The organism is Enterococcus sulfureus ATCC 49903 (assembly GCF_000407605.1).
In the GTDB taxonomy this organism is placed as follows: domain Bacteria; phylum Bacillota; class Bacilli; order Lactobacillales; family Enterococcaceae; genus Enterococcus_G; species Enterococcus_G sulfureus.
In genome coordinates, this window is sequence record NZ_ASWO01000005.1 from 437,860 (window position 1) to 463,767 (window position 25,908).

Here is a 25,908-nt window from a genome sequence, read left to right on the forward strand (position 1 = left end):
TATTATATAGCAAAAAAATAACTATCTCAAGTTTAGGTATCTTAGAAACGTAGGAAAAAAAGGGTGTTGAGTTCGTAATTTTATCTAAAATAGCGATGTCAGAATACTCAAACAGCTTAGCGTCAGAGCACTCGTTTGTATATTACGATGTAGAACAAGCTTATTTAGACTAAAAATAAAAAGACAACGAAATTCGTTGTCTTTTAAAAGTAGTCCCCAAAATACGCTTCCATGTCTGGAATAATCCGTTCTAAAGTTAAGAGCGTTTCTTGTGTGGTATGCAAGCGTTCGATACGCGATAAATAAGCCGCTCGCCGATAGTTCATCATTAAGCAAGTTAATGTTTGGATGTCTAAAGTTACTGCATCGCCGATTGGTTCGTTTCCAATGATCACACGCTGTTCAGTTGCGTTATAGGTCAAGCTAAAAATACCGGTGTTCCATTTTGCGACAGGGTCTGTTACGACAAAGTGAAACGGTCGATCAAACGACTTAAATGGATACCGTGCTAAAAATTGAGTAACATCTACAATTCGTGCCATATAATACGGCTCGATCGTCTCTTTGATTTGACCGTCTTCTAACAAGAAGGCTAACGGTTCATTCTTATAAATATTGCCTTTGACCCAATAGACCATTGAAAAATGTGCGCTAATAAAATTCCATAATCCGTTGCGTGCTTCTTGAGTTAGATAAAACATTTCACGAATATGAAAGACTTCTTCTGCAACCCAATAAAACAGGACGCCTTGAGGGTTTTGATGTTCGTCGTAATAAATCGCAGCTGTGCGTTCTTCTTCATTTTCATAACGCCAATATTCTTCCCAGTTAAATGGCGTTCGTTGTAACGCACCGTGATTGACTTTAGAAAATTGATCGTAGACCGTAAAGACATCCGGGTGATCGACTTCTTGACGTTCAACGTAACCTGGTACTGTGACAGTTTTAGGTAATTGTGTATCACGAATCGAAAATGTTAATTTATCGGACATGATTTCCCAACCTTTACGACGATAATAAGGGATATTATACGGGTAGAGATAAGAAATCCATTGCCCGTCTTGGCGCATTTGGTTTAACGCGCGTTCGACGAGTGCTTGCATCAATCCGTGACCTGCATATTCAGGATACGTTCCGACTCCAGTCACACCGCCCATTTGGTACATCGTGCCATGAATGTTCACCGTACACGGATAGATCGCGATCTGTGAAATCAATTTTTCTTTATGAAACCAACCAAAAACTTTCGAGACTTCTAAAATTGGTTTTTTCGATTTGATCATGTCTCGTTTGCTATCAAATCCACTTTCTTCAATATCTGCTTCGGTAATTTGGAACACATAACTGAGTAACTCATTAAATTGATCCACATCTGTTTCTTCGACATTGCGTATTTCAAACGCTTGATTCGAGTCGATATCCATATTTTCTCCTCCAATTGTTCGTTTTCCTACAAGCAGTATACCAAAGAATAAAAAGTTTGTTTAGTCCGAGTAGATAAAACACTTTTATTCTGTAGCATGCGTTGGTATAATAAGAAAAGTTGATTAAAGAAATGAAGGAGTAACTATGCATACAATAGAAGAAATGAAACAGCGCCAAGAGATGATCCGAAATTTTTCGATCATTGCGCATATTGATCACGGCAAGTCGACCTTAGCCGATCGAATCTTAGAAAAAACCAATACAGTTTCTTCACGCGAAATGCAAGCACAATTACTAGATTCAATGGATCTAGAGCGTGAGCGTGGAATTACGATCAAATTAAATGCAGTTGAATTAAACTATACCGCTAAAGATGGAAAAACATATATTTTCCACTTAATCGATACTCCTGGACACGTCGATTTTACTTACGAAGTCTCTCGTAGTTTAGCTGCGTGTGAAGGAGCTGTTTTAGTTGTCGATGCTGCTCAAGGGATCGAAGCGCAAACGTTAGCCAATGTGTACTTAGCGTTAGATAATGATTTAGAAATTCTACCGGTCATTAATAAAATTGACTTACCGGCAGCCGATCCTGAACGCGTACGTACTGAAATCGAAGACGTAATCGGAATCGATGCTAGTGAAGCTGTTTTAGCCAGTGCAAAAGCCGGAATCGGGATCGAAGATATCTTAGAGCAAGTTGTAGAACTTGTTCCTGCCCCTCAAGGCGATATCGAAGCACCATTAAAAGCATTGATCTTTGATTCAATTTATGACGCTTATCGTGGGGTCGTATTAAATATTCGCGTAATGGATGGTGTCGTAAAACCTGGAGATAAGATCCAAATGATGAGTAATGGAAAAACTTTTGAAGTGACTGAAGTAGGGATCTTCTCACCTAAAACCATCAAACGTGATTACTTAATGGTCGGAGACGTGGGCTACATCACAGCAGCAATCAAGACGGTTCAAGATACGCGTGTCGGGGATACAGTGACGTTAGCTAATAATCCAGCTACTGAAGCTTTAGAAGGGTATCGTCAGATGAATCCAATGGTCTATTGTGGATTATATCCAATCGATACGTCTCGTTACAATGATCTACGTGAAGCGTTAGAAAAATTACAATTGAATGATGCTGCCTTGCAGTTTGAACCTGAAACTTCACAAGCGTTAGGATTTGGGTTCCGTTGCGGTTTCTTAGGTCTATTGCACATGGATGTTATCCAAGAGCGTTTAGAACGAGAATTTAATTTAGAGTTAATCACTACAGCACCTTCTGTAATCTATCATGTCAATAAAACAGATGGAACGCAGATGACAGTTGATAATCCAGCTGATTTTCCAGAGCCCGTGACCATTGACAATGTTGAAGAACCTTACGTAAAAGCCACGATTATGGTCCCAAACGACTATGTAGGCGCTGTTATGGAGTTGTCTCAACGAAAACGTGGTGATTTTGTAACGATGGATTATTTAGATGATTACCGTGTGAATGTGGTATATGAGATTCCATTATCAGAAATCGTATTTGATTTCTTTGATAAACTAAAATCAAGTACCAAAGGATATGCCTCACTTGATTATGAAATGTCAGGCTATCGTCCAAGTCGTTTAGTGAAAATGGATATTTTGTTAAATGCCGAGAAAGTAGATGCTTTAGGCTTTATCGTCCATCGTGATTTCGCATTTGAACGCGGAAAAGCAATTGTTGAGAAATTGAAAAAATTAATTCCTCGCCAACAATTTGAAGTACCGATCCAAGCGGCAATTGGTCAAAAAATCGTTGCCCGTTCCGATATCAAAGCTTTACGTAAAAACGTATTGGCCAAATGTTACGGTGGAGATGTATCACGTAAGCGTAAATTACTGGAAAAACAAAAAGAAGGTAAGAAACGTATGAAACAAATCGGATCTGTTGAAGTACCACAAGAAGCCTTCATGGCCGTCTTGAAAATGGACGATGACGAACCAAAAAAATAAATAACTAAAAAAGACGAATCTTATTAAAAGATTCGTCTTTTTATAACATTTTTCATACATATTATTCTCTATAAAAAAGAGACTAAGTATAGAAAAAGTAGCAGTGTTTTTCTTGTTTTTAATCAATATAGTATATTTATACACAAAAAAGCACCTAAGCAGGGCGGTGCTTAGGTGCTACGACAAATCGGCAATAAACCTGTATCTCATTGTAATAAAAGGGAGATGTGCAATGTTTTTGATGAGTGTACCGATTTGTCCATTGGCTTACTTACCAACAAGTTGATTGTACACCACTTCACGAATAATAGATATCAGAACACTAGTGATAATTGAAAAGAAATAAAATAACTGAACAAATCAGATGAAAGTGTGTGAAAAAAAGCAAAAATAGCCAGTAACGGTTTTATTTTGACTATGGTATACTAAAGAAAAAAGAGTGTGAGGTGCAAATATGACCACCAATAAATATGTATATCCTCATCCGATCAATCTGTATATTATTAGTTACCTCGACATGCCTGTTGATCAGTTTTGTGCATTATATGGGTTTATCCAATCGACAGTAGCTACTTGGGTTTCGCGTGATCGTAAAGTCGAGACGTTACCTGCCTCATTTATCTACGCGTTGTCACTTGCTTCTAGTCGTGATATGAGCTTTGTATATGAAAAATTACTTGATTATCAAGAGACATATCTTAAAGAATTGGAACAGGGACAGAAAATAAAAAAAGAAATTGAGTAAGCAAGGAAAAGGAGGAAACACGCCGTGCGTGATTTTGAACAAGAATTGGAAGAATTAAGTGCTGGAACGCGTACTACGCTTGAGGTCAAACGTGATGAATTCCTGGTCTTTCGAGAGATTTGGGTGAAGCGAGAAGACCGTGAAGCCATTGTCGGAGAAGCACATCAAAATGGTTCAGTGACGTACCGTTATCTACCAAAAGTGTAAGTCACTACCAAATTCTTTGCCCAAATCGTCCATTCAAGATACAATAAGGAAAAGAAAGGACTGATTGTAATGGGAAAATTTTTTAGAAATACGAAAACAGGGAAAGTTCTCTCTGAAGATGAGTACAAAGATCAGCTTTTAACGAATGCACAAGCCAATGCCTATGATATGGGTATGACAGGAATGGATATTTTAGACGATGTTGTTCCAGGAAGTACTATGGATGAATACGAAGAATATTTTGAAGAAGAGTAATACTTAGGCGTAACTGCCTAAGTATTTTTTTATCTAAATGGACGAATGCCTACCAAGCAAGCTTGATAGGCGTTCTAACGATACGATATTTTATTTAAAGTTGCAGCCAAACTATTACTCAAATTCGACTTATTTCTCATTTAAACGATCCATACCCATAACCTCTTATGGATCCTTGTAGCTCTCAAGCTACGCCAGTTGGAATAAACTTCAGCGAAATATAGAAAAATTGTTGCTAATCTATCTTTTCGTATATACTAATACTAACATAAATTAAAAAAAATAGATAGGAGAGCATATGAACCTTAAGATTCGTTTAGCAACTTTAGAGGATTTAGATCAACTTGAAGCCATTGTAAATGATGCGATTGTTTCAATGAACGAACAAGGATTACCGCAGTGGCAAAATGGATATGGCCCTAATCGAGATCGCTTGACAGAAGATATCACGTGTCAGCAGCTCTATGTGGGGATGTTAGAAAATACGCTTGTGGGAATGGCCGCATTAGTATTTGGAACGGATCCTGTTTATACCCGTGTAGATGGACAATTTCATCCCAATAGCCCGTTAGCGTATCTATCTATTCATCGCTTTGCCATTGATCGGACATTACACCAGAAAGGACTTGGAACAGCTTGGTTACGCACGATTTGTCACTTTGCGACTGCACAAGGCTATACTGACCTTAGAATCGATACCCATCCGTTAAATATCGGTATGCAAAAAGTGATTTTAGCCAATGACTTTTCTTATTGTGGGGCGATCGAATTTCCAATTCCTAATGGAGAACGTTTTGTATATCAATATTTGATGGAAACACCAGAAAAAACTTGTCACTAAAAAGATTGCTTGATAAGATAAGTAAGAGAAGGATGGTGCAAGATGAATAAACGTATGAAAAAGAAACAAGCGTATAAAGCGTACATTAAAGCAATTTTTGAAGGATATGAAAAAATGTTAGAAAATCCCGAGATTGATTCTTTAACTTTTACGTATTTACATGAACAAACATCGTTAACACGTGATGAGCAAAAACAAATTCGTTTTTTAACCGTCGACAAAGCATAAAAAAGGGATGTTACATCCCTTTTTTACTACCATCATGAAAGAGGAGGAGACGACATGACGTCTGAACATCCAAAGTCTCAATCGGGGTTTCACGAAATCAAAGATACCGCATCTTTTCAAGTCGGATCTATGCTAAAAGAACTACAAGAGTTTGAACAAGCGATTCAAACTGAAAATATCCCAGCAATTTATCGGATCTATAAAGGTCGCTTACATAATGAGATCAAAGCTACGGCGAATCAACATCATGAAATCGATGAACTGTTGATGCAAAAAATGCATGATCAATTTATCGCCACTTTTCCATTTATGAATAAACTCGCTCGTCTAGATGCCACAAGTCAACACTATAAAATCGATCGCTACTATCATGAACGTGCAACAATCGTATTGGATGCGGCAACACCTAGTGTGTTTATTTTACCTGCAGTAGAAGATGAATGGTTAACGTATAAACAAAATCAACAGGCTCCATTAGACACGATTGAAAAACAAATGGATGCACTCGATGCGCGTTCGATCACCTTAAAAGAAGAGGCAGCGGAATTAATACAAGAAAAAGAAACGATGCTTGAAGCCATTCAAAAGAAAAAAGACGATTCTAAAGGATTTTTTGGCCGCGAGAAGCATACGGAAGAATTAGAACGTATGGAAGCTTATCTAAACACGATTACAACGAAACTAGCAGAAGTTGAAGCATTACTTGCCGATCAAACTGCTTTGATTCAAGAAAAAGAAGCTTTGATGCGGACTTATGAACAACTTCGGTTAAATCAAGCGATTATCACTAAAGAATTTCGCTTGATTACGACTTATTTTGGGTCTTTTGATCAAATGGTTGAACAACTGGAAGCCTTTTTGATCGACTACTTACGTGAAGGAGGAGATATAAGTGAACAAGAATGAGCAAGAGCAAGCATCTCTTCAACGCGATGAAGTCGAAGTCGTAAAAAAAGCGGTAGTGACAGTCGAAGATGTTCCTTCGCCTTCTTTATCAACCATTCCGTTAGATCAAACGAATTTTGACGAATATGAAACGGAAAAAAAAGCATTGCATCGCACTATCCTGACACAGATAAATCAAACAGAGCGTATTCTTGCTGATTTAAAATTGCAAAAATTACTTGCTGAAGCAGATTTTCCTTCTTTGGTAGAAGCTTTTTGTGAATTCACTCAAGACAAAGCGGAGATTTCAAACACTGCCAAAGCACAGTTAGAAGATTATGTTCTCTTTTATTTACTCTATCCGTTAAAAGAAGGCAGTCTACAGAAAACTTCGGATACGCGGATATGGCAAGCCAAGCACTTTTTTATTCGTTACCAAACCAATGCCTCACGTATTACGTTAGAGATTAAGATCCCGGTCACAAACACTCGGTTTGAGAGTACGTACTTGCCTTTGTTTGATTTTGATCTACATAAGATGACAACTAGTGTACGTGAAGAAGAAGTCATGAAGCTGATTCAACTATGGTACAGCAAAAAAGTATTTTCTCGTAGTCAATTATCGTTGATCAATTATGATTTAAATCGCTTATTGGCGAATATAAAAGAATTAGGATTTGTGGTTCAAGAAAACTTTTTAGACAATACTTTGGTGTTAGACCGAAGCATTACAAGTCCCGTTACGATCACTGCACCTATTTTAGACCAAATTTTTATCGTATTAATGGAAAATCCTCAATATGATTTGCATAAGTTAGGCGAGACTACTTATAAAATCGTATTGGACCACGGACAAACGCTTCAATTTGAAGAAAATACAGAACAAGCAGCGTTAATTCTATTTTCAAATAATCGCAAACGTTCGATCTTAGACTTTTTCACTCATTACCCATTTTTAGTTCCATTACTTATTGTATAAGCAAAAAAGCAGCTGCAGGAGATGCAGTTGTTTTTATTTAGGAGGATATATGCTAAATCAACAAACTGCACAATTTTGGGATGAGTTTGCATCAGAATATTATGCCATCCAACAAGAAACGTTTACTACGATCACCACAGATATTGCACATTATCTAGAAAAAATCGGTGTCTTACCTACTCAAGATTTTGTCGATCTTGCAGGAGGATATGGGAAATATATTCCAACCATCTTGCCATATGTAGGAAAGTACTACTTAGTTGATTTTTCAAAAGAGATGTTGCAATTAGCTGAAACACTCTATCCAAAACCAAACATTGAACGCATTCTAACGACGCAAACAGAGTTTTTTACCTATTCTGCGACAAATCAATATGACTGTGTGTTCAGTGCGTTGAATCCTGCGATGCGCCAGATCGAAGAGGTGATCCAAGCATTACGGATTTCAGAGCGTTACGCGTGTTTTGTAGAGTTGGTATCCGATACTGAAGAGCTCTTTACGGAAATTGAACCGATTACGCAAACGAAAGAAGCGCAATTATTTTTAACAAACGTCACTCGATTTGCAACAGACCAAGGAATCCCTTGGCATAAGAAACGCTTCACCTATACCACTCAAACCATGATTGAAAAAACGTTTGCGTTAGACTATTTTGCAGAGGATATCCAACAAGATCCCACCGTATTGGCTAAGATCGAGTCGTTCTATCAAGGGAAAGAGAGTCGAGAGGTGTGTCATGAAGTCCAATTTGAATTGGTAGTTTTAGTCAAATAAACGTGAGGAAGGATATTCGATATGGATCCATTAGCTTTTTTAGATAAACAATCTCGACATCAAGTCCATATTTTTCAATTCTTAATCAAAGAAAACCGTGAAGTTGAAGTAGAGAAATTATTGTCGACATTTTCATTTTCCACGCCAACGATTCAAAAAGCAGTAGGGGAATTAAAAGAAAAATTACATGCCTTTCATAGCCAAACAGACCTTTATTTACTGGATAAAACACTACTGAAATTGAGTTTGCCAAATGACTTTGACTTACGTGCTTTTTTATATACTACTTATTACGAAACAAGTATCGATGTGATCCTCTTAGATCAACTATATACTGTAAGAGACCTTTCTATTACCAAACTTACGCTAGAGCTACAAGTTAGTGAGGCCTCTTTATTTCGTCGCTTAAAACGCGTAAATAATCTGTTAACGGATTTTGATATTGGATATAAAAACAAACAATTGATGGGAAATGCTGAAGATATCCAATTATTTTATTATCATTTTTACACGTCTATCTATCCAATCGCACTCATTCAAAAGCGTTTTTATCGTGAGAGTTTTTCGCAACTATTGAAAATCATTGAATCAACATTAGGGATTACATTTTCAAAAACACAAACGATTCGATTGATGCTTTGGTTGAGTCTAATGGAAAAACAATTGGATATTCGAACTGGACGGAAATTTTCAAGTCCATCTAAATTATTAGAACAAACGACTAAATCGTTCAAACAATTGGAACAAATTTTCTTGCGGTTTTCCAGTCGTTATGCGATGCAGTGGCCATTTGAAGCAGTAGGGTGGTTTTATGTGTTTTTACAAGCAGAAGGGTTTCTTTTTGTAGAGAGTGAGAGTAGCCAACGATTGCAACAATTGACTTTAGAAATCCAACGATTACTTGCTATTCCAGAATCGAATACAGTAGTCATGCAGCAGTTGTATCAGATTCATTTATACGTAAGTTATCAAAAAGTCATTTGGAAAAACGAATTCACGAAAGCTGTTCGTCTTTCAGATACGCATCCAGAATTATTTTATGCGATTATGGAAAAAGTGGAGCAGCTACTTCCAACCACATTACCGACTGTAAAATGGGAATATCTGGACTATGAATATGCTCGGATTCTTGACTTTTTACAGCATACACGAAAACAAGTGATTATACTTTACTGTCATTTAGATATTTCAGAAGTATTTTTACGTGAAGAGACGAAGCAAATTTTAGAAACTTATAGTCAACAACTGGATATTGAACTTAGATATTCTGAAGATATAAAAGAGTTTACAATCACAACCAATAATCCTTTAGAGCAAAAAAAGGATAGTGTGTATTTTTACTTAGAAACAACGCGCTGGACGACGTATTCTTTAGCACAACTCTATCAAATATTCGTTACGATCAAAAAAGAAAAAGAGGTGAGAGAGTGAGAGTAGTGATTATCGGTGCCTCACATGCAGGTATCAGTGCAGCCAAACAGTTAAAAGGAGTAGATCCAAGTATTGAAGTGGTTTTGATTGAACGTACACACAGTTTAGCTTATTTAGCCAGTACGTTACATTTGGTTTTAGCTGAACGATTAGACGATTTAAAAGAAGGACATCAAACCTCAATCAATGAACTCATTACGTTAGGAATCCATGTTATGTTGGACACTCAGGTAGTCGAGATCGAGGCAAAGACGCATCAATTACGATTTAGCTCATTAGAAGGCAGTAGCGAAACGTTAACCTATGACAAGTTAATCTTAGCAATGGGATCAACACAGCCTAATATTCCCATCGAATTAGAAGCAGGGGAGATCACGACATATAAAAGTTATAAAGAGGCTACACAAGCTCTAAAAGAGTTTGAACAAGTAGATCAAGTTGCCATTATCGGTGCGGGGTTGATTGGATTAGAGTTAGCAGACGCGTTAAAAGAGAAAAAAGAAGTCGTTCTAATCGATCGTATGAATGATGTTTTGTTTCGCTATTTTGATGTTGAACTTACCCAAATGATCAAACGTCACTTAACTAAACAAACGCGAATGTACTTAGGCGAAACAATCCAAACTATCGTACAAGATACACAAACAGGAACTCAAGAGATTGTCTTGACAGGTCAAACGATTCAGACACAAGCGATTGTCTATGCCGTAAATCCTAGACCATCAATTGAATTAGTGAAAGACTTTTTAGAGATCACCTCAGATGGTACGATTCGAACAGATGCGTATCTAAGAACTTCTGAGCCTGATATATATGCCATTGGTGACTTGATTTCTTTACCGTTTAAAAATACGCAAGAAACAAGTTATATTCCGTTATTAAGTAATGCGATTACAACTGGATTAGTTGCTGCTCAAAATATTGCATTTGATAATCAATTGATTTGTCCTAGCGTGCAAAGAACGGTCGTATCGAGCTTTTTTGATCTACATGTTGCTTCAACAGGGATTACACAAGAAGAAGCTCCATATTATGGGATATCAAGTTTTGCCTATACAAAGACATTTTCACCGAAATCGTATCTAGCAAAAACAGATTCGCCATTTGTCACGTTAAAACTCGTTTATACAAAAGAAACCAATCAACTAATTGGTGGTCAATTGCTGACGAATTCCAGTCATTATATTGAATGGATTGATCTGATTTCGCTTGCGATCAACCAAGAAACAACGATTTCAGAGTTAGCTGTGATGGATTTTTATTTTCAGCCTTTATTTAATGAGCCGATTCATCCAATTAGTCAGGTTGCATTAGATATTTTAGCCACACAACAACACACGTAAAATTTTTTTACGTGGTTGTTGTGTTTTTATCTAAAAATGAGTTAGAAGGGGTGATTTTTAAGCACTATCCAATTCTTTTTATTTTAGTTTACATAATATACATTATAAAAAGTTAAGTAAGAAAAAGAATAGTCCCTCTAATTTCACTTTTTCCACCTTGTCTAACCTAAATTCCACTTTATACGTAAAAATTATACGTAAAAAAATTTTACAAACAAAAAAACTGCCATAGTTTGCAGCAGTTTTTTTGTTTGTGTGTTTAAATAATTAATCCTACAATAATCGAACTTAAAAAACTCACTAATGTTGCAGATCCTAGAATCTTTAGTCCATGTTTGGCAATCAAGTTTGATTTTTCTTCATTCAATCCTTTTACTGCACCAGATAATACACCAATTGATGAAAAGTTAGCAAATGATACCAAAAATACAGAAATAATGGCTAATGATCGTTCAGAGAAATGCCAATTTTGTGTGGTTAATTGTGTCATAGCAACAAATTCATTCGTTGCTAGTTTTGTTGCCATCAAACTACCAGCATCTACAGCTTGGTCCCAAGGGATACCGGTTAAAAACGCTAGTGGCGCAAATACATAGCCTAGTAACTGTTGAAAACTAATCCCAATAAGATGTAAAAACAACGAGTTAATAAATGCGATCAAGGCCACGAAACCAATCAACATAGCCGCAACCGTTACGGCAACTTTAAACCCATCTAACATATATTCACCTAACATCTGGAAAAATGTATGTTCAGAATCTTCTTTTGTTTCAAGTTCATCTTTTTCACTTGGATCAAGTTCATATGGATTGACTATCGAACTGATAATGAAGCCACCGAATAGATTTAAGACGACTGCGGTGATCACATATTCCGGTTTGATCAAACGCATATACGACCCCATAATCGATAATGAGATTGTTGACATCGTAGAAATCCCAAATGTCATCATACGACGTTCACTTAAAAACGCCAATTCTTTTTTCAAGGTAATAAAGACTTCAGATTGCCCTAGCACAGCAGAAGCAATTCCATTGTACGATTCTAATTTACCCATTCCGTTGATTTTTTGTAACCCTAACCCAACATATTTCATAAACAACGGTAAGATTTTAATATAACGTAAGATCCCGATCAAGGCAGAAATGAAGACGATCGGCATTAATACCGTTAGGAAAAATGGTGCGCTCCCCTTATTGGCAATTCCTTTAAAGACAAAGTTGACCCCTTCGTTGGCGTCATCTAATAACTCTGTAAACCCACTAGATAACGATTCAACTAGTGCTGTCCCAGAAGATGTTTTAAGTAAGATAAATGCTAAAATCACTTGTAAAATAAACATTCGAAGAATTGGAAAATAGCGAATCTTCTTTCGATCGGTACTCATTACATAAGCTACTACAAAAATACTACATAATCCTAAAATTGCCATCAGATAATTCAAAAACATGCTCCTTTACCCATTTCATAATCTTATAAAGACTACCACTAAGTCTTGTTAAATTCAATTCACTTTCTGAAAAAAGTAAATTCAATGAGAAAAGATTTAGATTATTGCATAAAAAAACCTTACAGACTGGCTGTAAGGTAGAAATAATCAAAATAATAGCAGAAAAAATAGTTCGTAATTATTGCGCTGAGATTGCTAATCCAATTGCTTTTTCACCTAGATGAGTTCCAATAACAGGCCCGAAATGCCCGATTTCAATCGTTGCATCTGGATACTGTGCTTGTAGCTTTTCTTTCTCAATTTCAGCTAGTTCTAAATTATTTGCATGAATGACATAAAGTTTAATTGGAGGTGCCATTTCAGCTTTACGTAACCCAATCACTGCTTCTGCACGTTTAAACGCTTTTTTACTTGAACGGATCTTTTCGAAAAGTACGATCTTTCCTTCATCAAAGGTTAAGATTGGTTTGATTTTTAATAAACCAGCAATCAAAGCTGCTCCGTTTGTTAAGCGCCCTCCCCTTACTAAATTGTTCAAATCTTCCACGATTAGATACGCATACGTATTCGCTCGAATATGATCTAAATGTGCAATAATTTTTTCAATCGTTGCGCCTTGATCAAGCATATCTAAAGCCGATTCTACCATGTGCCCCATTGGCATACTTGTAATTTTAGAATCATATGGAATGATCGTCATTCCGTCGATTTCATCTTTGATACTAAATAAAGTAGAAATAAATCCTGAAATCCCAGAAGATAAATGGATACTTAAAATGGTATCGTATCCTTTTTCTTTTAACGCTTCATATAAACTAATGGTTTCTCCTAATACAGGCTGAGATGTGGTAGGAAATTCTAGACTGTTATTTAACAATGCGTAATAGTCATCTGGTTCGATGTCAATCCCTTCCAAATAGGTTGTTCCATCTAAGATGACCGGAATTGGCAATACATATAAATCTTGATGATCACGTACCCTTTCTGGAATAAAAGCAGTACTATCCGTCACTACGGCTAATTTCATTTTATGTCCTCGTTTCAAACAGTTTTTAAACATTAGCTATAATATAGCATAGATTTTAGTTGTTTCAAAATAGTATCGTATGAATTTTAATCGAAACTAAATGAAAGCTACAAAGACTTATCATAAAGTCTCTGTAGCTTTTAAAATAGAATATGGACCAAATGGTTTTATTGTGGCACCTAACAGTTTGATCTCTTCTAATGCGTAATGAACCCACTCTTTTTGCTCCACTACGATATCGATCACAAAATAATACTGTCCTAAACTCGTCTTTAACGGACGAGATTCAATTTTTGTTAAATCGATATTTCGCCAAGCAAACACGGCTAAAATTTGATGTAAGGCCCCTGCTTGATTTTGTGGTAAGGTGACAAATAAGGTTAACTTTTGTGCAGGTTCGGTATTTTTTAGCGTGATACTTTCTTTTTGAATCAACCAAAATCGAGTTTGATTTTGATCATTATCTTGAATATCTTTAGCGATAATCGGTAAAGCGAAGGCTTCAGCTGCTTCCTTTGAGGCAATCGCAAGTAACGCTTCATTCGGATGCGTTGCGACATATTCTGCAGCATAAGTCGTTGAAGGCGTTTCTTTTAACGTGACATGCGGATAATGGGTGGTCAAAAAGTGTTGCGACTGTGCAAGTGCTTGTGGATGAGATAAAATCATCGCCGGCGTTGTTGCAGTTCCCATTAATTGCTGTTTAATCGGTAAAATAATCTCTTTAGTCACCGTCAATCCCTGACTTTTAAATAGATAATCCATACTCGTATGGACAGAACCTTCAAGTGAGTTTTCGATTGGAACGATTGCCGATTCAATTTCTCCATTGGCTAAACTTTCTAAGCAAAGAGGAATACTATGAAAGGCTTGAATCGCGTCATTTGGAAATAAAGAAGTGGTCGCTTGATAAGTAAACGAACTTTTAGGCCCCAAATATCCGATCATCATAATACCTCCTTTACTACATCGATAAGTTCTGAAACGATTGTTTCTGGCGTTTTCTTTGTCGTATCCACCGTAATCGTTGCGACTTCTTGATATAGCGGTAATCGACTCTCATACAAGGCAATAAAGTCTTTTTGAGAACGTTGTGCAAGCGGTCGAACCATATTATGATCTTGCAAGACACGTTGATAGACCGTGTCTGCCTCTGCTTGTAAAAAGATTACATGTTTCATCTGCTTTAATGCCATGCGGTTGAGTTCTTTTAAGACGATTCCTCCCCCTGTAGACAATACTGCAGATTGCGTCATGACCTCATGGAGGAGTTCTGTTTCTTCATTGCGAAATGCCTCTTCACCAAATTGATCAAAATACTCCGCAATGCTCATGTTTAAGCGTTCAACTAAGGCTTGATCAAAATCGATAAACGGTATATCTAACTCTTGACTCAATAAACGCCCCACTGTTGTTTTACCAGCTCCCATAAAGCCAATGAGGACGATAGCGTTCATAGCGTTTGCTCCGGATTTGTCGCAATTCGTTTAAAATCATCAAAGAAATGAGGGTAAGAAATGGCAACAGCTTCAGGATCAGTCAATTCAATCACGTCGTCAGTTAATAGAGCAGCGACTTGTAGCATCATGCCAATTCGATGATCTTTATGGCTATCGACTTGACCTCCATGTAGTGCAGTTGGCCCTTTAATAATCAAACCATCTTCAGTTGCTGTAATATCCGCTCCTAATTTTTGTAACTCCATAGCAGTGGCATCGATCCGATTGGTTTCTTTTACTTTTAACTCTTGTGCATCTTTGATGACTGTAACGCCTTTTGCTTGCGTGGCCAACAGCGCGATAACCGGTAATTCATCAATCAAACGTGGGATGATCTCCCCTTCGATTGTCGTCGCTTCTAATTCTGATGACCCAATAATCAAATCAGCAGCTTGATTTTGAGTATCCACATTGGTAATCGCTAAATTTGCGCCCATTTGGGTCAAGACATCTAAAATACCTGTACGTGTTGGGTTGATCCCGACATTTTCTAAAGTCAATTCGCTGTTTTTTGCAATTGCTCCAGCAACTAAAAAGAAAGCAGCAGAAGAAATATCACCTGGTACAGTCACGTCTTGTGCGACAAGTTCTTGAGGACCCGTAATCGATATCGTGCGTTCGTTGACTTCGATTTGACCACCGAACTGACGAATCATTTCTTCTGTATGATTACGTGAGGCTTCTTTTTCATGAACGAGTGTGGTGCCATCGGCTTGTAATGCGGCAAATAAAATAGCTGATTTTACTTGGGCACTAGCAACTGGCATCGTATACTCCATTGGATATAATGTATCATTTTTATGAATCGTTAAAGGAGCAAATTCACTCTCATTCACTCCTGTAATCGACGCATGCATTTGATTTAATGGATTCATCACGCGTCCCATTGGTCGTTTAGATAAAGATGCATCGCCAATCAAGGTAATATCAAATGGTTGTTTAGCTAAAATTCCCATCATCAATCGGGTGGTTGTACCAGAATTGCCCATATCTAGCGGATGGATGGGTTGTTTAAATCCATCTAAGCCCACGCCTTCAATTTCAAGCATCCCGTCTGGATGTTTGGTAATGAGTACACCTAAATCTTCAAAGGCTTTTAAGGTACTTAGGCAATCTTCAGCATACAAAAAATTACGAACAGTCGTCGTTCCTTTAGCTAATGCCCCAAACATAATGCTACGATGGGAAATGGATTTATCTGCAGGCACACGGATTGTTCCATGTACCTGTCTTGTTTGAATTAATTTCACTCAAATTCGCTCCTTTACTCTTTTATCCGACAAGGATAGGTAGTATGTTGTGTGAGATAGTCTTTTGCAAGAAAAAGATCCGCTTCGTGTTTAAAGGAGACTTGCAAGATTCCAATAATATCTTCTCTGGTTTCTAAGATTTTAATATTTGTCAATGAAATATTCGCTTGTGCTAATTTAGCAGTTACTGTAGCGATTACACCAGGCTCATCCGGAACATCGATCAATAAGTCATAGAACCTTGGAATCGCACCAGGTTGATGAATCGGCATCGCATCGCGTGTTTCTTTTGCAGATTCAAAAAAATGATGGATCGCATGTCGATCTTTATGATCTAACCATTGATACACTTGTTGCATCTGTATTTGCCAAGTTGTGATCAAGTCCATCAATTGCGTACGATTACTTAACAGAATATCTGTCCAAATGACTGGATCAGAAGAAGCGATACGTGTAATATCTCGAAATCCACCAGCTGCAAGTTGTTTTGCACGAGGGTGGGCTTGATTAAATCCATCTGATTGGTTCACAATTCCAGATGCAATGATATGAGGTAAATGACTAAGCATTCCTGTAATTTGATCATGTTCTAAAGGCGACAATACAATAAATTTTGCCTTTGTCTCTTGGTATAGTGTCACCAGCTCATTTACTCGTTTTTGTTGCGATGGACTAGTCGGTGTAAAAATAAAATAAGCATTCTCAAATAACAGTGTATCCGCAGCGAGTACGCCGGATTTGTGTGATCCAGCCATGGGATGTCCCCCAATGAAATCAAAAGGGAGCGTATTGGCGTAAGTTGCGATTTCGTATTTCGTACTGCCGACATCTGTCACTAGCACATCAGGTTTTAGGGTAAGTTGTTGAAAATCATGTAAATATTGCATCGTGGTATGAATCGGCCCAGCCAGAATAATAATATCTGCTAATGGGGCAACTTCAGCTACAGAAGGTGCGACTTGTGTAATAATTCCACTTTTTTTTGCAATGTGTGTCGATTCTATTTTTGTATCCCATCCATAAACCGTATGTTCAGGATGGGAAATTGTCATGGTTTTGGCTAATGAAGCGCCAATCAATCCTAGTCCAATGACGAAAACGGTTTTGCTCATTTTCGTTCCTCCTATCGTATGCGTTTCTTAGTATTGAGTAAGATACGTACGATAGTCTGCAACTTGTTCAACCAGCTCTTCAAATGAATCGTGACCAAATTTTTCTAGGATCTCATTTGCGATCGTCGTCGCTACTACGCTCTCGCAGACTACACTTGCTGCTGGAACAGCTGTACTATCCGAGCGTTCAACACTCGCTTTGTAAGGTTCTTTTGTATCCATATCCACACTTTGTAATGGTTTGTAAAGTGTTGGGATTGGTTTCATCACTCCGCGAACAATAATCACTTCACCGTTTGTCATACCGCCTTCAAATCCACCTAGATTATTACTACGGCGTGTATATCCTTTTTCTTTTTCCCAAAGAATTTCGTCCATTACTTGAGAACCTGGACGATTAGCCATTTCAAAACCTAAACCAAATTCAACACCCTTGAATGCATTGATACTTACAACGGCTTGAGCAATTTTAGCATCTAGTTTTGTATCCCATTGGACATAACTACCTAGACCTGCCGGTACTCCGCCAACTAAGACTTCTACTGTCCCACCGATCGTATCGCCATTTTTCTTCGTTTGATCGATTAAATCACGAATGTCTTGTTCAACTTCAGGATCCACAACACGAATGTCAGAAGCTTCTGATAATTCGCGTACTTGACTAACCGTTAATCCTTCTGGAATGTTTGCTTGAATCCCACCTAATTTTGTAACATGTCCTGCGACTTCAATTCCTAATTCTTGAAGTAATTTTTTCGCTACAGCACCGATAGCAACACGCATGGTTGTTTCACGAGCAGATGAACGCTCTAAAACGTTTCTTAAGTCACTGTGATGGTATTTCATCCCACCAACAAGATCGGCATGTCCTGGTCTTGGACGTGCAACACGGCGCATCTTCGCTTCTTTTTCCGTTACTTCTTCAATCCCCATGACTTTCGTCCAGTTTTTCCAATCTTTATTTTCCACGACTAAAGTCACGGGTGAGCCTAATGTTTTTCCATGACGAACTCCTGAAGTGATACGAACTTGATCTTTTTCAATCAGCATCCGTCCCCCACGTCCGTATCCAGTTTGACGACGACGTAATTCTTTATTGATGTCTTCTGCACTTAAAGGCATTCCTGCTGGTAATCCTTCGATAATAGTTGTTAATTCTGGTCCATGTGATTCTCCTGCTGTGAGATAGCGCATTGTTATATTCCCTCCGTTTGTAAGAACTCTTCCATCATGTTAACTGGAATCGTTTCAATTCGTGCTTTTCCAATTTCTTCTAAAACAATAATTTGAAGTGTATGACCACGTGCTTTTTTATCTTTTGTAATCGCGTCAAAAAGATGTGTACGCTCTAAGTCATTGGGGATCGTTGTCGGTAAATGGAATTTTTCTAGTAATGCACGTAATGGTGCGAGATGCGAGGCACTCATTAACTCATGCTCACTAGCGGCTTTACTCATCCAAACCATCCCCAGTGAAACAGCTTCTCCATGACTAATTTTACCATATCCTGCATTTTTTTCGATAGCATGTCCGATTGTATGGCCAAAATTTAGAATCAGACGGATCCCATTATCAAATTCATCTTCTTCGACAACAGCCTGTTTGACTTTTAATGCTTTTAAAATGACGGATTCTACATGATTCAATAAATCGAATTCATCTTGATACTGCGTCAATTCTTCCCATAAATTTACATCCGCAATCGCAGCTGCTTTGACGATCTCTGCAATTCCCTCACGCAAACGTCGAGGTTCTAAAGTATCTAAAACATCTGGATCAATAAGTACTGCATCAGGTTGATAAAAAGAACCCACTAGATTTTTAGCTGTTGGAGTGTTTACCGCTGTCTTTCCACCAATACTTGAATCGACTTGCGCAAGTAAACTTGTAGGTACTTGAGAAAAACCGATCCCCCGCATATAGGTTGATGCTACAAAACCAGCTAAATCGCCAATAACACCACCGCCAAGAGCTAAGACTGCATCTGAACGTGTAAAATTGGCTTGGGCTAATTTTTCATAAAGTTTCATCGCTTGCGTAAACGATTTACTTTCTTCTCCTTCTGGTACGGTCAGTACAGTAGGAGTAAACCCGGCATTTTGTAAAGAGGTAAATACAGTCTCGGCGTATAACTCGCCAACACGAGTATCTGTGATGATCGCCACTTGTTTAGGTTGCCAAATCTCGGTTAAAAAATCACCAATCGTACTTAATGACTGACGTTTTATTTGAATGTTATAGCTATGGTCTTTTGTTTGAACTGTTAACATACACTCGCTCCTTAACGTTCTAATTGTTTGATCTGTTGCATCGCATCAACTAAGATATCGACTTCTTGCATCATGTTCATATACGTTTTTTCATTTAGGGATTGTGCACCGTCTGACCATGCATTTTTAGGATCAGGATGAATTTCAACGATCATGCCATCTGCACCACTTGCTACACCTGCTCGAGCCATTGGAGGAACTAGATCCCAAACGCCAGTTCCATGACTTGGATCGACAATAATTGGGAAATGACTTAATTTTTTCATTAAAGGAACTGCGCTTAAGTCAAAGGTATTTCGCGTTGCCGTTTCATACGTTCGAATGCCACGTTCAATAAAGATAATTGGACTTTTCCCTTCTACAGCGATGTATTCAGCAGCATTTAGCCATTCTGATATCGTACCTGAAATCCCTCGCTTTAATCCGATCGGTTTTCCTGTTTTTCCAACCGCAGATAATAATTTAAAGTTTTGCATATTCCGTGCCCCGATTTGTAGAATATCACTGTAAGCGGCGACCATGTCGATATGGGCTTCATCCATCACTTCGGTAATGACTTTCATCCCATATTCATCTGCTGCTTGCCGAATATAACGCAATCCTTCTTCTTCTAATCCTTGGAAGGCGTAAGGTGATGTTCTTGGTTTGAATGCCCCTCCACGTAAAATTGTAGCGCCACCTTTTTTGGCAATCGCTGCACATTCGCGGATTTGGTCTAACCCTTCGATTGAGCAAGGTCCAGCCATTGTCACGAAACTGCCATCGCCGATTTTTACTCCATCCACATCCACTACAGTATCATCTGGATGAAATTCACGTGAGGTAAGTTTATAGGTATTGGTGATCCGAACAACATCTTCTACACCTTCATAAATCTTAAATGCTACATCTTGTAAGTTTCGAGTATCGCCGATTAATCCTAAAACAACTTGATTACTTCCTGTATTAACTTGAACAGTTAAAGCTAATTCTTCTGCTTTTTTAATCACTGTCTCGATTTGGTCATTTGTCGCATGTGCATTCATAATAATAATCATCTGTTATCGCTCCTTTAAGTAAGTGGTTATCGTAGTAGTAATAGGCTCAATTGGCATTGGTTTTCCTGTCCATAATTCAAAGGCTAACGCGCCTTGATGGATCAGCATGCCTAGGCCATTATGGATTTCGCATCCGTTCGATTTTGCTAATGTTAATAATGGTGTTTCTTGTGGGGTATAAATGATGTCGACCACAACTAATGAAGAGTGTAGGTTACATGCAGGCGGCAAAGCCATTTTCCCTTCGTGTGGATGCATCCCTAAAGCACTAGTATTGACCAATAGATCGCTTTGATAAAGGGCATGCTGCAAGGTTTCCTGTTGCTCGATTGGGATCAATTCTATCGTACATGCAGTTTGTTGTTCAATTCGTTTGGCATGTGCTAAAAAACGAGTAAAGGAGTCACCTAACCGATTGCTAACGTAGATTTTAGTGGCACCATCTAGCGCAGCTTGTGCCACGATCGCCAAAGCAGCACCACCGCATCCGAGTACTGTCATCGTTTTATCTGAAATGTCGATATGATGTGCAGCTAAGCTTTGGATAAAGCCTTTGCCATCCGTATTATGTCCGATCAATCGACCATGATCATTGACAATCGTATTGATTGCTTGGATCAGTTCAACTTCTCGGCTGTATTCGTCTACGTAAGACAAGGCCATTTGTTTAAATGGCATCGATAAGTTGACCCCAATCAATTGAAGATCGCGAATGCTTTGTATCGCACGAGCAAACGTTTCTTCATCCTTTGCTACTTCAAATGCCAAATACCGCGCATCGATCTGGGTTAAATCAAAAGCCTGATTGTGCATCAAAGGTGAAATGCTATGTGTCGCTGGATTTGCAAAAATACCAGCTAAAGCAGTGGTTCCAGTTATTGTCTGCATATTTCCTCTCCTTTTTTTGAATGAACGAAAAAGAGGTATCCACAATAGAAATTGATCTACAGTGAATACCTCTATACTTAGTCTAATAGAATGTCGAAGTATGAAAGATGTCGTTAACCACTATAGATAATTTTTTATCTATGTGGCGGTCCATCCTAAAATCCCCTAGCCATCATAGATACAAACGAGTCTGTTTGTATCCAAGTTATGAATACAAACCTATCTAAAATAGCTAAAGTAATAATTATTCAGTTGTGTAGGGGTACATGTTGTCATGTTCATCGCTCCAAACTGATAAGATGTTTTTAGTATAGAGAGAGTTGATTTGAAAGTCAACTCTTTTTTTACTAGAAAGTTCGTTTTATCGAAAAAAGGATTAATAAGAGGCTTCAAAAAAGCTGAGTAAATCAAGTAACGTTAAGGCTTCTTTTTCTTTTTGATTAAAATCCCGGACGATTTTTCCTTTTTCTAATACAATCAATCGATTTCCATATTGTAAGGCATCTTCCATGCGATGCGTGATCATCAAACAGGTCAACTGTTGTTCGCGAACTTTTTTTTCTGTTAAGGCCATTAATGATTTAGATGTTTTAGGATCTAAAGCGGCTGTATGTTCATCCAATAATAATAGATCAGGAGTGGTCAAGGTGGCCATCAATAAACTTAGCGCTTGACGTTGTCCACCAGAAAGATGACCAGTTGGCGTGTCTAAATGCTGTTCTAATCCATTGCCTACTTCTTGACACATTGCATAAAAGTGTTCTTTCTGACTGGCTAAACGACGCAATTTAAAAGGACGTTTTTTCCCTCTAAACTGAGCGAGCAATAAATTTTCTGCTACAGTCATACGTGGTGCTGTCCCTAGTTTTGGATCTTGGAATACCCGAGCTAAGAAACGCGCTCGTTTTTCCTCAGGTTCATGCGTTACATCGTGTCCTTTGATCAATACTTTTCCACTGGTCAAAGCCAAATTTCCTGAAATCGTATTAAATAGCGTACTTTTTCCTGCTCCATTGCCACCCAAAATCGTGACAAATTCTCCTGCATGTACTTGAAAATCGACATGATCCAAGAGTGTTTTTTCATCTTGAGTTCCGTTATTGATTTGTTTTGTCGCTTGTTTTAATTCCAATTGCATCGTTATTCACCTGCCTTTTCTAATCCAGTATTTAAGCGTAATGCTTTTTTCAATTGAGGGACCATTAGACAAATCGCTAGAATGATCGAAGAGAAGATTTTCAAGTACGTCGTATCAAATCCTAATTTGATAACAAGTAAAATTAATAGCTGATACAATACACTCCCTAGCACGATCGCCAATAAACGTTCTAAAAAGCTCAATTCGCCATAAAGCACTTCCCCGATAATAATCGAGGCTAAGCCGATCACAATGACGCCGATCCCTTTATTGACATCTGCATAACCATCATTTTGTGCAATCAACGCACCTGACAATGCAATGACTCCATTGGATAATACAAGCCCCATAATCTTCATACGATCCGTCTTGATCCCTAATGAGCGTGCCATATGTTCGTTATCTCCTGTGGCAATATAAGCTTGTCCAAGATCCGTTTGAAAGAAAAAGAATAGTAAAGCAAGTAATAAAATCAAAACAATCATGCCTAAAAGAACGGTATCGAAATATTTGGGTAAATGAAGACCACTAAAATAATCTAAAATTCGTGGTTGATTGAGTAAAGATAGATTTGGCGTTTGCATGACAAACAACATCACAGAATTTAACCCAGACATTACTAAAATCCCAGCCAGTAAAATCGGTATTTTTCCTTTTGTATATAGCAAGCCAGTGACAAGCCCTGCTGCCATTCCAGCTAAGACACCTAATACGGTCGCTAAGATAGGTGAAATCCCATGTACGATAGCTGTGACACAAACAGCACCACCTAGTGGAAATGTGCCTTCTGTTGTCATATCTGGAAAATTTAAAATTCGAAACGTCATAAAAATTCCTAATCCTAATACACTCCATAAAAATCCCTGTCCAATTGATGAAACGATCATCTTACTTCTCCCCCTTTACATGTTTGACATCGTCTAATTTATTATGCACAATTCCAAAACGTGTTGCTTGTGTATCATTAATGATTTTTTCGCCCGTTGACACTACTGTAAACGGCAATGTTTTTTCTTCTTTTAAGGTTTTGACCGCTAATTGAGCTGTCTTTACTCCAAGATCATACTGGTTTTGACCAACCGTGGCCAATCCCCCTTCTTTGACCATATTGTCAACAGACACAAAAATCGGGAGATCTTTTTTATCCGCTTCTGAGACTACGGTTTGAAACGCACTTGCCAATCCATTGTCTTGAGGAATGTACAGTACATCTACAGGTGCCATTCCTTGGATCGTTGTGGCGATCTCATTACTTGAAGCAATCGCATAAGCTTTTGTTACAAGTTGATTTTTTTCTGCTTCTTTTTCGATAGCGTTGACATAACTTTTAGAATTTTCTTCGTTAGCAGAATATAAAATCCCAATGGTTTTGGCCTCTGAAAGCAACGTTTGTAAGAAAGCCACTTGATCTTTTACGGGTGCTTCATTTTTTACCCCAGTTATATTTTGTTCAGGATGTTCTAAACTTGACACAAGCCCTGAACCAATTGGATCTGAGATACCGGCTGCAACGATTGGAATCTCTTTTGTCGCATTTGCCACTGCTTTAGCAGCAGGTGTCGCAATAGGAATAATCAATTGATTGCCTTCGTCCACAAGCGCTTGACTCATCGTCGCCAGTTTCGCTTGATCACCTTGGCCATTTAAAAAATGGATCGTCGTATTGTCGCCATCTTTAAAGCCTTCTTTTGCTAATTCATCGATGATTCCTTGTTTGATTTGATCCAGTGAAGGATGACTGATGTATTGTAAGATTCCGATATCGTAGTGTTCGGTCTTTTTTGAAACAGTCGAGGACGGTTGATTCTTCCCTACCATATAACCGCCTAGACCACATGCAGCAAATAATGCGACGATACCGAGTGAAATCCCTAATGTATGCTTTTTCATCTAGTTTCCTCCTACGATCTTGGCTTCTTTTTGAATAGCTTCTGGAATGGTGATACCAAGTGTTTTGGCTTGTTCAAGATTTAAGATCGTATCGCCTTTTGTAAAGGTATAAACGGGTGTCGTCGCAGGATCTGCCCCATTTAAAACGTCCGCTACCATTTCACCTGTTTTTACACCTAAATCAAATTGATTGATTCCAACCGTGGCCAAACCGCCTTGTTCGACCATCGTATCTACTGAAGGAATAACTGGTGTATTCGATTTATTGGCTTCAGCAACAACACTTGGCATCGCATTGGCAATGGTATTGTCTAACGGAATGTAAATAAAATCATTTTCTTGTCCCATAACTTGGACGGTTTGACTGATTTCGTTTGTTGACGGAACTGCATAGGTCTTCACTTCTAAACCTAACGCTGCAGCAGCTTTTTTCGCTTCTGCGACTTGGTATTTTGAATTGTCTTCAGCAGAAGAATATAAAATCCCCATTTTTTTTGCTTTCGGAAGGAGTTTGGTTGCGAGTGTAATTTGCGCAGCAATCGGTGCCTTATCCGATACACCGGTGATATTTCCACCAGGTTTTTCCATATTTTTGACCAAATTGGCTCCCACTGGATCTGTAATAGCCCCTAATACGATTGGAATCTCACTTGTAGCATTCGCTAATGCTTGAGCTGCCGGTGTAGCGATACCTACAAGTGCATCAGCTTGTTTATTTACCAGTTGTTGACTCATCGTCGCTAATTTACTTTGATCGGCTTGTCCATTTTGAAACAATAACGTGAGATTTTTTCCTTCTTCGTAGCCTTTATTTTTTAGACCTTGTATCACTCCTTTATAGATACTGTCTAACGCGGGATGACTGACGTATTGTAAGACACCAACTGTTTTGTTAGTATCGTCAGATTTAGTCTGTTGCTCGTTTTTTGTACCTAATCCATACCCAAACATCGTAACGAGAAATAACCCTAATACCAAATAGGAAAGACTTAATTTTTTATTTTTCATATGATTCCACTCCTTTATTTTGAATAAAAAACAGCTGCATCCTATGACGCAGCTGTACAAAAAAGCCGCGTAGAACGTTGCTCTACGCGGAAGAACGATATACTAATTCCGACATAGATACAGCTTTTAGACATGTACTCTAAAAAGTCGTATCTATGGATGAAGTCCATCTATACAACTTATCTACGCCAGTTTTGCCATGTAGTGTGTTCGTTGTACATCATTGGTCTTCACTCCTTCTT

Annotated in this window: 26 protein-coding genes; 11 read left to right on the forward strand and 15 right to left on the reverse strand. The window is 38.1% G+C overall.

Features of this window, described 5'->3' with window-relative positions; genetic code table 11:
- Window positions 1-203 precede the first annotated feature (203 nt).
- Complete coding sequence (locus tag I573_RS08125; RefSeq protein ID WP_016185498.1) at window positions 204-1,424, reverse strand: GNAT family N-acetyltransferase; 1,221 nt, start codon at window positions 1,422-1,424, stop codon at window positions 204-206.
- A gap of 145 nt (window positions 1,425-1,569) precedes the next feature.
- Between I573_RS08125 and lepA the strand changes: the two genes are divergently transcribed.
- The 11 genes from lepA (at window position 1,570) to I573_RS08180 (ending at window position 11,097) form a co-directional block, all read left to right on the forward strand.
- Complete coding sequence (gene lepA, locus I573_RS08130) at window positions 1,570-3,408, forward strand: translation elongation factor 4 (protein WP_016185497.1); 1,839 nt, start codon at window positions 1,570-1,572, stop codon at window positions 3,406-3,408.
- Between the two features lie 454 nt (window positions 3,409-3,862).
- The gene (locus I573_RS08135) at window positions 3,863-4,153 is read left to right on the forward strand and encodes a hypothetical protein (protein WP_016185496.1); all 291 of its coding nucleotides are present in this window, start codon (window positions 3,863-3,865) and stop codon (window positions 4,151-4,153) included.
- A 24-nt stretch (window positions 4,154-4,177) separates the two neighbouring features.
- Window positions 4,178-4,360: a hypothetical protein gene (locus I573_RS08140; protein WP_016185495.1), complete on the forward strand. Its 183-nt coding sequence runs from the start codon at window positions 4,178-4,180 to the stop codon at window positions 4,358-4,360.
- Window positions 4,361-4,429: 69 nt separating this feature from the next.
- A complete protein-coding gene (locus tag I573_RS08145; protein WP_016185494.1) occupies window positions 4,430-4,615 on the forward strand; it encodes a hypothetical protein in 186 nt (61 codons plus the stop codon).
- A gap of 298 nt (window positions 4,616-4,913) precedes the next feature.
- Complete coding sequence (locus I573_RS08150) at window positions 4,914-5,456, forward strand: GNAT family N-acetyltransferase (protein WP_016185493.1); 543 nt, start codon at window positions 4,914-4,916, stop codon at window positions 5,454-5,456.
- Window positions 5,457-5,498: 42 nt separating this feature from the next.
- A complete protein-coding gene (locus I573_RS08155) occupies window positions 5,499-5,684 on the forward strand; it encodes a hypothetical protein (protein WP_016185492.1) in 186 nt (61 codons plus the stop codon).
- Window positions 5,685-5,738: 54 nt separating this feature from the next.
- Complete coding sequence (locus I573_RS08160) at window positions 5,739-6,590, forward strand: hypothetical protein (protein WP_016185491.1); 852 nt, start codon at window positions 5,739-5,741, stop codon at window positions 6,588-6,590.
- Window positions 6,577-7,548 carry a hypothetical protein gene (locus I573_RS08165; protein ID WP_016185490.1) on the forward strand — a complete coding sequence of 324 codons (972 nt, stop codon included), beginning with the start codon at window positions 6,577-6,579 and terminating at the stop codon, window positions 7,546-7,548. The genes I573_RS08160 and I573_RS08165 overlap by 14 nt, the downstream gene beginning before the upstream one ends.
- Window positions 7,549-7,597: 49 nt before the next feature.
- Window positions 7,598-8,323 carry a class I SAM-dependent methyltransferase gene (locus I573_RS08170; protein ID WP_016185489.1) on the forward strand — a complete coding sequence of 242 codons (726 nt, stop codon included), beginning with the start codon at window positions 7,598-7,600 and terminating at the stop codon, window positions 8,321-8,323.
- A gap of 21 nt (window positions 8,324-8,344) precedes the next feature.
- Window positions 8,345-9,754 (forward strand): helix-turn-helix domain-containing protein, encoded by a 1,410-nt coding sequence (locus tag I573_RS08175; protein ID WP_016185488.1) that lies wholly within the window; start codon window positions 8,345-8,347, stop codon window positions 9,752-9,754.
- Window positions 9,751-11,097, forward strand: a complete 1,347-nt coding sequence (locus I573_RS08180; RefSeq protein WP_016185487.1) for an FAD-dependent oxidoreductase — start codon at window positions 9,751-9,753, stop codon at window positions 11,095-11,097. Before I573_RS08175 ends, I573_RS08180 begins: the two co-directional genes overlap by 4 nt.
- Before the next feature lie 259 nt (window positions 11,098-11,356).
- Here the strand turns inward: I573_RS08180 and I573_RS08185 are convergent, their stop codons facing one another.
- From I573_RS08185 to trpX (I573_RS08250), 14 genes are all read right to left on the reverse strand, one after another.
- Window positions 11,357-12,541 carry a NupC/NupG family nucleoside CNT transporter gene (locus I573_RS08185; RefSeq protein WP_016185486.1) on the reverse strand — a complete coding sequence of 395 codons (1,185 nt, stop codon included), beginning with the start codon at window positions 12,539-12,541 and terminating at the stop codon, window positions 11,357-11,359.
- Between the two features lie 184 nt (window positions 12,542-12,725).
- Entirely contained in the window at window positions 12,726-13,574 is an 849-nt protein-coding gene (locus I573_RS08190) for a DegV family protein (protein WP_016185485.1), read from the reverse strand.
- Window positions 13,575-13,694: 120 nt separating this feature from the next.
- On the reverse strand, window positions 13,695-14,525 hold the full coding sequence (gene pheA, locus I573_RS08195) for a prephenate dehydratase (protein ID WP_035020719.1): 831 nt from the start codon (window positions 14,523-14,525) through the stop codon (window positions 13,695-13,697).
- Window positions 14,522-15,031 carry a shikimate kinase gene (locus I573_RS08200; protein WP_016185483.1) on the reverse strand — a complete coding sequence of 170 codons (510 nt, stop codon included), beginning with the start codon at window positions 15,029-15,031 and terminating at the stop codon, window positions 14,522-14,524. Before I573_RS08200 ends, pheA begins: the two co-directional genes overlap by 4 nt.
- On the reverse strand, window positions 15,028-16,323 hold the full coding sequence (gene aroA, locus I573_RS08205; RefSeq protein ID WP_016185482.1) for a 3-phosphoshikimate 1-carboxyvinyltransferase: 1,296 nt from the start codon (window positions 16,321-16,323) through the stop codon (window positions 15,028-15,030). Before aroA ends, I573_RS08200 begins: the two co-directional genes overlap by 4 nt.
- A gap of 14 nt (window positions 16,324-16,337) precedes the next feature.
- Entirely contained in the window at window positions 16,338-17,435 is a 1,098-nt protein-coding gene (locus tag I573_RS08210) for a prephenate dehydrogenase (RefSeq protein ID WP_016185481.1), read from the reverse strand.
- Between the two features lie 27 nt (window positions 17,436-17,462).
- Window positions 17,463-18,629 carry a chorismate synthase gene (aroC, locus tag I573_RS08215; protein ID WP_016185480.1) on the reverse strand — a complete coding sequence of 389 codons (1,167 nt, stop codon included), beginning with the start codon at window positions 18,627-18,629 and terminating at the stop codon, window positions 17,463-17,465.
- 2 nt (window positions 18,630-18,631) lie between these two features.
- Window positions 18,632-19,705 carry a 3-dehydroquinate synthase gene (gene aroB, locus I573_RS08220; RefSeq protein ID WP_016185479.1) on the reverse strand — a complete coding sequence of 358 codons (1,074 nt, stop codon included), beginning with the start codon at window positions 19,703-19,705 and terminating at the stop codon, window positions 18,632-18,634.
- A gap of 11 nt (window positions 19,706-19,716) precedes the next feature.
- Window positions 19,717-20,742: a 3-deoxy-7-phosphoheptulonate synthase gene (gene aroF, locus I573_RS08225; protein WP_016185478.1), complete on the reverse strand. Its 1,026-nt coding sequence runs from the start codon at window positions 20,740-20,742 to the stop codon at window positions 19,717-19,719.
- Window positions 20,743-20,745: 3 nt separating this feature from the next.
- Entirely contained in the window at window positions 20,746-21,630 is an 885-nt protein-coding gene (gene aroE, locus I573_RS08230) for a shikimate dehydrogenase (RefSeq protein WP_016185477.1), read from the reverse strand.
- A 376-nt stretch (window positions 21,631-22,006) separates the two neighbouring features.
- A complete protein-coding gene (locus I573_RS08235; protein ID WP_425387056.1) occupies window positions 22,007-22,774 on the reverse strand; it encodes an ABC transporter ATP-binding protein in 768 nt (255 codons plus the stop codon).
- Window positions 22,771-23,655 (reverse strand): ABC transporter permease, encoded by an 885-nt coding sequence (locus I573_RS08240; protein ID WP_016185475.1) that lies wholly within the window; start codon window positions 23,653-23,655, stop codon window positions 22,771-22,773. The genes I573_RS08235 and I573_RS08240 overlap by 4 nt, the downstream gene beginning before the upstream one ends.
- Window position 23,656: 1 nt before the next feature.
- Window positions 23,657-24,658: a tryptophan ABC transporter substrate-binding protein gene (trpX, locus tag I573_RS08245; RefSeq protein ID WP_016185474.1), complete on the reverse strand. Its 1,002-nt coding sequence runs from the start codon at window positions 24,656-24,658 to the stop codon at window positions 23,657-23,659.
- Complete coding sequence (gene trpX, locus I573_RS08250) at window positions 24,659-25,666, reverse strand: tryptophan ABC transporter substrate-binding protein (protein ID WP_016185473.1); 1,008 nt, start codon at window positions 25,664-25,666, stop codon at window positions 24,659-24,661.
- Window positions 25,667-25,908: the final 242 nt, after the last annotated feature.

What these genes read in the sequence shown, in the direction of transcription:
- I573_RS08125 (WP_016185498.1), bottom strand. Translation starts at nt 1,424, where the DNA reads ATGGATATCGACTCGAATCAAGCGTTTGAAATACGCAATGTCGAAGAA.
- lepA (WP_016185497.1), top strand. Translation starts at nt 1,570, where the DNA reads ATGCATACAATAGAAGAAATGAAACAGCGCCAAGAGATGATCCGAAAT.
- I573_RS08135 (WP_016185496.1), top strand. Translation starts at nt 3,863, where the DNA reads ATGACCACCAATAAATATGTATATCCTCATCCGATCAATCTGTATATT.
- I573_RS08145 (WP_016185494.1), top strand. Translation starts at nt 4,430, where the DNA reads ATGGGAAAATTTTTTAGAAATACGAAAACAGGGAAAGTTCTCTCTGAA.
- I573_RS08150 (WP_016185493.1), top strand. Translation starts at nt 4,914, where the DNA reads ATGAACCTTAAGATTCGTTTAGCAACTTTAGAGGATTTAGATCAACTT.
- I573_RS08155 (WP_016185492.1), top strand. Translation starts at nt 5,499, where the DNA reads ATGAATAAACGTATGAAAAAGAAACAAGCGTATAAAGCGTACATTAAA.
- I573_RS08160 (WP_016185491.1), top strand. Translation starts at nt 5,739, where the DNA reads ATGACGTCTGAACATCCAAAGTCTCAATCGGGGTTTCACGAAATCAAA.
- I573_RS08170 (WP_016185489.1), top strand. Translation starts at nt 7,598, where the DNA reads ATGCTAAATCAACAAACTGCACAATTTTGGGATGAGTTTGCATCAGAA.
- I573_RS08175 (WP_016185488.1), top strand. Translation starts at nt 8,345, where the DNA reads ATGGATCCATTAGCTTTTTTAGATAAACAATCTCGACATCAAGTCCAT.
- I573_RS08190 (WP_016185485.1), bottom strand. Translation starts at nt 13,574, where the DNA reads ATGAAATTAGCCGTAGTGACGGATAGTACTGCTTTTATTCCAGAAAGG.
- pheA (WP_035020719.1), bottom strand. Translation starts at nt 14,525, where the DNA reads ATGATGATCGGATATTTGGGGCCTAAAAGTTCGTTTACTTATCAAGCG.
- I573_RS08200 (WP_016185483.1), bottom strand. Translation starts at nt 15,031, where the DNA reads ATGAACGCTATCGTCCTCATTGGCTTTATGGGAGCTGGTAAAACAACA.
- I573_RS08210 (WP_016185481.1), bottom strand. Translation starts at nt 17,435, where the DNA reads ATGAGCAAAACCGTTTTCGTCATTGGACTAGGATTGATTGGCGCTTCA.
- aroC (WP_016185480.1), bottom strand. Translation starts at nt 18,629, where the DNA reads ATGCGCTATCTCACAGCAGGAGAATCACATGGACCAGAATTAACAACT.
- aroB (WP_016185479.1), bottom strand. Translation starts at nt 19,705, where the DNA reads ATGTTAACAGTTCAAACAAAAGACCATAGCTATAACATTCAAATAAAA.
- aroF (WP_016185478.1), bottom strand. Translation starts at nt 20,742, where the DNA reads ATGATTATTATTATGAATGCACATGCGACAAATGACCAAATCGAGACA.
- aroE (WP_016185477.1), bottom strand. Translation starts at nt 21,630, where the DNA reads ATGCAGACAATAACTGGAACCACTGCTTTAGCTGGTATTTTTGCAAAT.
- I573_RS08240 (WP_016185475.1), bottom strand. Translation starts at nt 23,655, where the DNA reads ATGATCGTTTCATCAATTGGACAGGGATTTTTATGGAGTGTATTAGGA.
- trpX (WP_016185474.1), bottom strand. Translation starts at nt 24,658, where the DNA reads ATGAAAAAGCATACATTAGGGATTTCACTCGGTATCGTCGCATTATTT.
- trpX (WP_016185473.1), bottom strand. Translation starts at nt 25,666, where the DNA reads ATGAAAAATAAAAAATTAAGTCTTTCCTATTTGGTATTAGGGTTATTT.